This window comes from Phenylobacterium sp., assembly GCF_046590535.1.
GTDB lineage: Bacteria > Pseudomonadota > Alphaproteobacteria > Caulobacterales > Caulobacteraceae > Phenylobacterium.
In genome coordinates this window covers 1-6,173 of the sequence record NZ_JBKJTG010000046.1, presented here as the reverse complement: position 1 = coordinate 6,173, position 6,173 = coordinate 1, and the positions used below count along the sequence as shown (strand labels likewise).

Below are 6,173 nucleotides of genomic sequence, written 5' to 3'. Positions count from 1 at the left end.
TAGTCGATGACGATGCCCTTCTGGGTTCTCAGCTTGGACACCACACGTTCGACGTCAATCGGCGGCACCACTGAATCGTTCTGGCCGTGCAGAATCAGGCCGGACGCCGGGCAGGGGGCCAGGAACGAAAAGTCGTACGCATTGGTGGGCGGAGACACCGAGATGAAGCCATCCGTCTCGGGCCGGCGCATCAATAGCTGCATCCCCACCCATGCGCCGAACGAGTAACCGGCCACCCAGCATTGGGACGCGGCCGGATTGGTGGTCTGCAGCCAGTCCAGCGCCGTCGCCGCATCGGCCAGCTCGCCGATACCCCCGTCGAATTCGCCCTGGCTGCGTCCGACGCCTCGGAAATTGAACCGCAGCACCGAGAAGCCGCGCTTCATGAAGAGGTGGAAGAGCTGAACAGCCACGGGGTTGTTCATCTGGCCGCCGGCCTTGGGATGCGGGTGCAGGATCAGCGCCACCGGCGCCGTCTCGCTCTTGCCCTGCGAATACCGGCCTTCGATCCGCCCGGCCGCGCCGGTCAGAACCACCTCTGGCATGCGAACCCTCTCAAAAGAACCAGTTCAAATACTTGACTGCTGCGCTTGGTCTTCCTAAGTCTCAGCCATCCGGCCGGACCGGGCCTCGAGCCCCGCGCAAGGCGGCGGCTTGTAGCACAGCCGGGCCGGGACGCGCGCGAAAACTGCATCGGATGTAAACGCCATGCGCCTCTCCACCAAAGGTCGCTACGCCGTAATGGCCATGGCCGACCTTGCGCGACGGGAAGGCGACGCCGCCCGCGCCGTGGCCCTGGCCGAGATCGCCGCCCGCCAGGAAATTTCGCTCTCCTATCTCGAACAGCTCTTCGCGCGCCTGCGCCGCAAGGGCCTGGTGACCAGCGCCCGCGGGCCCGGAGGCGGCTATCGCCTGGCGCGGACCGCCGAGACCACCTCCATCGCCGACATCGTCCACGCCGTGGACGAGCCCCTGCGCGCCACGCGCTGCGTCAGCGCCGACAAAGGTTGCATGATCAAGGGTGAGCGGTGCCTGACCCACGACCTCTGGGAAGACCTCGGCCACCGCATCGAGGACTACCTGGCGTCAGTCAGCCTGGCCGACGTGGTGCTGGGCCGCCTCGGTCCCGCCCGGGCCGCCGCATGAGCATCTATCTGGACCACAACGCCACCACGCCTGTGCGCCCTGAGGCCTGCGCCGCCGTAGCCCGCGCCCTGGCGATGGGTGGTAACCCCTCGTCAGTCCACGCCGCGGGCCGCGCTGCCCGGGCCCTGGTGGAGCACGCCCGCGACGAGGTCGCCGCCCTGGTGGCGGCGCCGGCCTCCACCGTGGTGTTCACCAGCGGCGGCACCGAGGCCAATGCGCTGGCCCTGGAAAGCGCCGTGGCGGCGGGCGCGCGTCGGCTGGTCGTCTCGGCGCTGGAGCACGACAGCGTCCAGGAGACGGCCCGGGCCGCGGGCGTCGCCGTGGAAGTCTTGCCGGTGACTGCGGACGGCGTCGCCGACCTGGCCTGGCTGGCCGAGCGCCTGGGGCGCTGGGACGCCGCCGACGGCAGGCCCTTCGTGGCCATGATGCTGGCCAACAACGAGACCGGCGTGATCCAGCCGGTGGCGCAGGCCGCCGGGATCGTCCGCGCCGCGGACGGTTGGTTGCACGTGGACGCGGTGCAGGCCGGCGGCAAGATCGCCATCGACAGCCGCGCGCTAGGCGCCGACACCCTCAGCGTCTCGGCCCACAAACTGGGCGGGCCGCAAGGGGTGGGCGCTCTGACCTTCGGCCCCCGCGCGACGCTGTCCCGACGCCAGCACGGCGGCGGCCAGGAACGCGGCCGGCGCGGCGGCACCGAGAACGTCCCCGGCATCTGCGGCTTCGGCGCGGCGGCGACCGCTGCGCTCGGTGACCTCGAAAGCTTCCAGCGGCTGGCCGATGGCCGCGACGCGCTGGCCGCCCGGATGAAGGCCGCGGGCGCCGTGGTGATGGGCGAGGGCGCGCCCAGGCTCGCCAACACCCTGTGCGTCGCCACCCCCGAATTCACCTCCGACCTGCAGGTCATGGGGCTCGACCTGGCCGGGGTGCTGGTCAGCGCTGGAGCCGCCTGCTCGTCGGGCAAGGTCAAGGCCAGCCCCGTGCTCACGGCCATGGGGCAGGGCGAGCTCGCCGCCTGCGCCATCCGCGTATCCGGCGGCTGGAACACCGACGACGGCGACTGGAACCGGCTGGCCGAGGCCTGGCTGGAGGCGCATGGCCGCCACGCGGCGCGCCGCCGCCAGCCCGCCGCCCTGGGAGTGCAAGCGTAATGGCCGCCGTCAAACAGACCCGCGATCAGGTCGAGAGCCTGGAGAAGTACCAGCACGGCTTCGTCACCGACATCGCCCAGGACTTCGCGCCCAAGGGCCTCAGCGCCGACATCGTTCGCTTTATCTCCGCCAAGAAGGAGGAGCCGGAGTGGATGCTGCAGTGGCGGCTGGAGGCCTATGAGCGGTGGTTGGCCATGGACGAGCCCGCCTGGGCCAAGGTCAACTTCCCGCCCATCGACTACCAAGACAGCTACTACTACGCCGCCCCCACTCAGAAGGTCGGCCCCAAGAGCCTGGACGAAGTCGATCCGGACATCCTGGAGACCTACAAGAAGCTGGGCATCCCGCTTCGCGAGCAGGAGGTGCTGGCCGGCGTCGAGGGCGCTCCGCGCTATGCTGTGGACGCGGTGTTCGACAGCGTCTCGGTGGTCACCACCTTCAAGAAGGAACTGGCAGAGGTCGGGGTGATCTTCTGCCCGATGAGCGAGGCGATCCGCGACCACGGCGATCTGGTGCGCAGGTACCTCTCCACCGTGGTGCCGGTGAGTGACAACTACTTCGCCTGCCTGAACTCGGCGGTCTTCTCCGACGGCAGCTTCGTCTATGTGCCGCCGGGCGTGCGCTGCCCGATGGAGCTCTCCACCTATTTCCGCATCAACGCCGCCCAGAGCGGCCAGTTCGAGCGCACCCTGATCATCGCCGACAAGGGCTCCTACGTCTCCTACCTGGAGGGCTGCACCGCCCCTATGCGCGATGAGAACCAGCTCCACGCCGCCGTGGTCGAGCTGGTCGTCATGGACGACGCGGAGATCAAATATTCCACCGTCCAGAACTGGTATCCGGGGGATCCGGAAACCGGCAGGGGCGGCATCTACAACTTTGTCACCAAGCGCGCCGACTGCCGTGGTGCGCGGTCCAAGGTCTCCTGGACCCAGGTTGAGACCGGCTCCTCGATCACCTGGAAATACCCCTCCTGCGTGCTGCGTGGCGACGAGAGCTCGGGCGAGTTCTATTCCATCGCCATCACCAACGGCCGCCAGCAGGCCGACACCGGCACCAAGATGATCCACCTGGGGCGCAACACCCGCTCGCGGATCATCTCCAAGGGGATCAGCGCGGGGAAGTCCTCCAACACCTATCGCGGCCTGGTCTCGGCGCATCCGAAGGCTGTGGGCGCGCGCAACTTCACCCAGTGCGACAGCCTGCTCATCGGCAAGGACTGCGCGGCCCACACCGTGCCCTACATCGAGGCGCGCAACAGCCAGGCGAAGTTCGAGCACGAAGCCACCACCACGAGGCTGTCCGCAGACCAGCTGTTCTATGTGATGCAGCGGGGCCTTTCCCAGGAGGAGGCCGTCCAGTTGCTGGTCAACGGTTTCGTCAAGGACGTGCTGCAGAAGCTTCCCATGGAGTTTGCCGTGGAGGCCCAGAAGCTGGTGGCTATTTCGCTCGAGGGGAGCGTCGGATGACGTCGCGGTCAAAGAAGGGCCTTACGCTGAAGGACGCCTTCGAGGTGGAGCATGCCCGGCGCGAGATGGAGCGCCGCAAGCGCGACGACGCCGAGCGCCAGCAGCAGGAAGAAGACCTAGCCCGCGCAGAGGAACTGCATGAGGCGCTGATCGCCGACGGCAAATTCCTGGCCGACAAGGGGCTGGTGGTGGACCGCCGCCGCTACACGGTCAGTCTCGACCACGCCGACTACCGCTTGGCGGTCTATTTCGAGGCTGGCAAGGCCAGCGTCACCGCCGCCGACAAGCGCTCGACGCCGGCCGGGTCGGCCGCGCCGCGCAAACAGGAAACCGTGGAGAGCGTCGCCGACGCGCTTCGGGTCATGGCCCAATACCTCGCCGACGAGACCCGCTGATGCTTTCCGTGAAGAACCTGCACGCTGTGGTGGACGGCAAGGAGATCCTCAAGGGCCTGACCCTGGATGTCCCCGCCGGCGAGGTGCACGCCATCATGGGTCCGAACGGGGCAGGTAAGTCGACGCTCTCCTACGTGCTGACCGGCCGCGGCGGCTATGAGGTGACGGGAGGCTCCGCCACCCTGGAGGGCGAGGACCTGCTGGCGCTGGCCCCCGACGCGCGCGCGGCGCGGGGCGTCTTCCTGTCCTTCCAGTACCCGCTGGAGATTCCCGGCGTCCCGGCCCTGACCTTTATCCGCACGGCGCTGAACGCCCAGAAGAAGGCCCGCGGCGAGCCCGAAGTGAGCGCTCCGGAGTTCCTCAAGCTCGCCCGGCTGAAGGCCGCCGAGCTGAAGATCGACTTCGACATGCTCAAGCGCGCGCTCAACGTCGGTTTCTCAGGTGGTGAGAAGAAGCGGATGGAAATCTTTCAAATGGCGATGCTTTCGCCGCGTTTTCTGATTCTCGACGAGACCGATTCCGGCCTCGACATCGACGCGCTGCGCATCGTCGCCGACGGGGTCAACGCCCTACGCTCGCCTAACCGCGCCATGCTGGTGATCACCCACTACCAGCGGCTGCTGGACTACATCACCCCCGACCGGGTCCACGTCCTGGCCGGCGGCCGGATCGCCGCCTCCGGAGGCCCCGAGTTGGCCCACGAGCTGGAGCGCGAAGGCTACGACCGCTACGCGAGGGCCGCTTGAGCGTCGCCGCCGCCATCCGCACCCGCGACGCTGCCGAGCTGCCCGGCAAGCGCGACGAGGACTGGCGCTGGACCGACCTGCGCGGCTTGATCCGCGCCCTGCCGGAGCCGTCGGCGCCGCTGGACGAAACAAACTTGGCCGCAGGACCCTTCGACCTGATCTGCGACGACCTGCAGGTGCTGGCCAACGGGCAGGGCGCTCCGCGCATCGACCTGGCCCCCGGCGAGACCCGCTCCGTGGGCCTGCGAGTGGTCGCGCAAGGCTCCGGCTCCCACGCCGGCCGGGTCATCGTCTCCCTCGCAGCTGGCGCGCGCCTGACCCTGCTGGAGACCTACGAGGGTGATGAAGGCTCCTACCTCGCCCAGACCAGCCTGACGGTCACCGTGGCCGAGGGCGCCCACCTGGAACGGATCGTCCTGGCCGCTGATGGCGCCGAGGGCGTTTCGGTCTCCCAGGCCCAGGTCGAACTGTCGCCGGGCGCCAGCTTCGCCCAGACCGTGCTGACCTCCGGCGCTCGCCGCCAACGGCTGGAGACCCGGGTCAGCCACCCCGGCGGCCACGCCCAGGTGCGGATGGACGGGGTTTATCTGCTGGCCGAGCGCCGCCACGTCGACATCACCACCGCCGTAACCCACGAGGCCATGCACGGGACCACCGACCAGCTGGTCAAGGGCGTAGTGCGCGACCAGGCCCGCGGCGTCTTCCAGGGCAAGATCGTGGTGGCGCGCGGCGCGGACCACACCGACGCCCGCATGGGCCATCACGCCCTGGTGCTCTCCGACCGGGCCGAGGTGGACGCCAAGCCGGAGCTGGAGATCTATGCCGACGACGTGTCCTGCGCCCACGGCAATACGGTGGGCGCCCTGGACGAGGACGCCCTGTTCTACGCCCGCCAGCGCGGCATGCCCGAGGACGACGCCCGCGCCCTGCTCACCGAGGCCTTCGTGGGCGAGGTGGTCGAGCGGATCGTCCATGACGGCGCCCGCGCGGTGGCCGCGGCCTGGACCGCTGCAAGGCTGGGCCGCTGACCATGGCCTTCGACGCCCAAGCCGCCCGCGCCGAGTTCCCGATCCTGCAGCGCCAGATCAACGGCAAGCCGCTGGTCTATCTCGACAGCGCCGCCTCGGCCCAGAAGCCGCGGGCGGTGATCGAGGCGATGACCTGGGCGATGGAGAACTCCTACGCCAACGTCCACCGCGGCCTGCACACCCTCGCCAATGAGACGACCGAGGCGTTCGAGGCGGCGCGCGAGAGCGTGGCGCGGTT

General features: G+C 69.0%; 8 protein-coding genes. 7 read left to right on the top strand and 1 reads right to left on the bottom strand.

From position 1 onward, the window contains the following. Positions 1 to 545: alpha/beta hydrolase (locus tag ACLL81_RS02605; protein ID WP_411286790.1), on the bottom strand; the 545-nt coding region annotated here is incomplete at its 3' end. Between the two features lie 163 nt (positions 546 to 708). Between ACLL81_RS02605 and ACLL81_RS02600 the strand changes: the two genes are divergently transcribed. From ACLL81_RS02600 to ACLL81_RS02570, 7 genes are all read left to right on the top strand, one after another. Beyond that, positions 709 to 1,146, top strand: a complete 438-nt coding sequence (locus tag ACLL81_RS02600; RefSeq protein WP_411286789.1) for an Rrf2 family transcriptional regulator — start codon at positions 709 to 711, stop codon at positions 1,144 to 1,146. Beyond that, positions 1,143 to 2,297: a cysteine desulfurase family protein gene (locus tag ACLL81_RS02595; RefSeq protein ID WP_411286788.1), complete on the top strand. Its 1,155-nt coding sequence runs from the start codon at positions 1,143 to 1,145 to the stop codon at positions 2,295 to 2,297. The genes ACLL81_RS02600 and ACLL81_RS02595 overlap by 4 nt, the downstream gene beginning before the upstream one ends. Then, positions 2,297 to 3,766: a Fe-S cluster assembly protein SufB gene (gene sufB / locus ACLL81_RS02590; protein WP_411286787.1), complete on the top strand. Its 1,470-nt coding sequence runs from the start codon at positions 2,297 to 2,299 to the stop codon at positions 3,764 to 3,766. Before ACLL81_RS02595 ends, sufB begins: the two co-directional genes overlap by 1 nt. Further along, positions 3,763 to 4,161 carry a hypothetical protein gene (locus ACLL81_RS02585; RefSeq protein ID WP_411286786.1) on the top strand — a complete coding sequence of 133 codons (399 nt, stop codon included), beginning with the start codon at positions 3,763 to 3,765 and terminating at the stop codon, positions 4,159 to 4,161. The genes sufB and ACLL81_RS02585 overlap by 4 nt, the downstream gene beginning before the upstream one ends. Further along, positions 4,161 to 4,907 carry a Fe-S cluster assembly ATPase SufC gene (gene sufC, locus ACLL81_RS02580; RefSeq protein WP_411286785.1) on the top strand — a complete coding sequence of 249 codons (747 nt, stop codon included), beginning with the start codon at positions 4,161 to 4,163 and terminating at the stop codon, positions 4,905 to 4,907. The genes ACLL81_RS02585 and sufC overlap by 1 nt, the downstream gene beginning before the upstream one ends. Next, positions 4,904 to 5,935, top strand: a complete 1,032-nt coding sequence (gene sufD / locus ACLL81_RS02575) for a Fe-S cluster assembly protein SufD (protein WP_411286784.1) — start codon at positions 4,904 to 4,906, stop codon at positions 5,933 to 5,935. Before sufC ends, sufD begins: the two co-directional genes overlap by 4 nt. A 2-nt stretch (positions 5,936 to 5,937) precedes the next feature. Continuing rightward, a partial coding sequence (locus tag ACLL81_RS02570; protein WP_411286783.1) for an aminotransferase class V-fold PLP-dependent enzyme occupies positions 5,938 to 6,173 on the top strand: 236 nt, incomplete at its 3' end.

Bases quoted from the DNA above. Each gene is read 5' to 3' on its own strand.
- ACLL81_RS02600 (WP_411286789.1), top strand. From the start codon at position 709: ATGCGCCTCTCCACCAAAGGTCGCTACGCCGTAATGGCCATGGCCGAC.
- sufB (WP_411286787.1), top strand. From the start codon at position 2,297: ATGGCCGCCGTCAAACAGACCCGCGATCAGGTCGAGAGCCTGGAGAAG.
- sufC (WP_411286785.1), top strand. From the start codon at position 4,161: ATGCTTTCCGTGAAGAACCTGCACGCTGTGGTGGACGGCAAGGAGATC.
- ACLL81_RS02585 (WP_411286786.1), top strand. From the start codon at position 3,763: ATGACGTCGCGGTCAAAGAAGGGCCTTACGCTGAAGGACGCCTTCGAG.
- ACLL81_RS02595 (WP_411286788.1), top strand. From the start codon at position 1,143: ATGAGCATCTATCTGGACCACAACGCCACCACGCCTGTGCGCCCTGAG.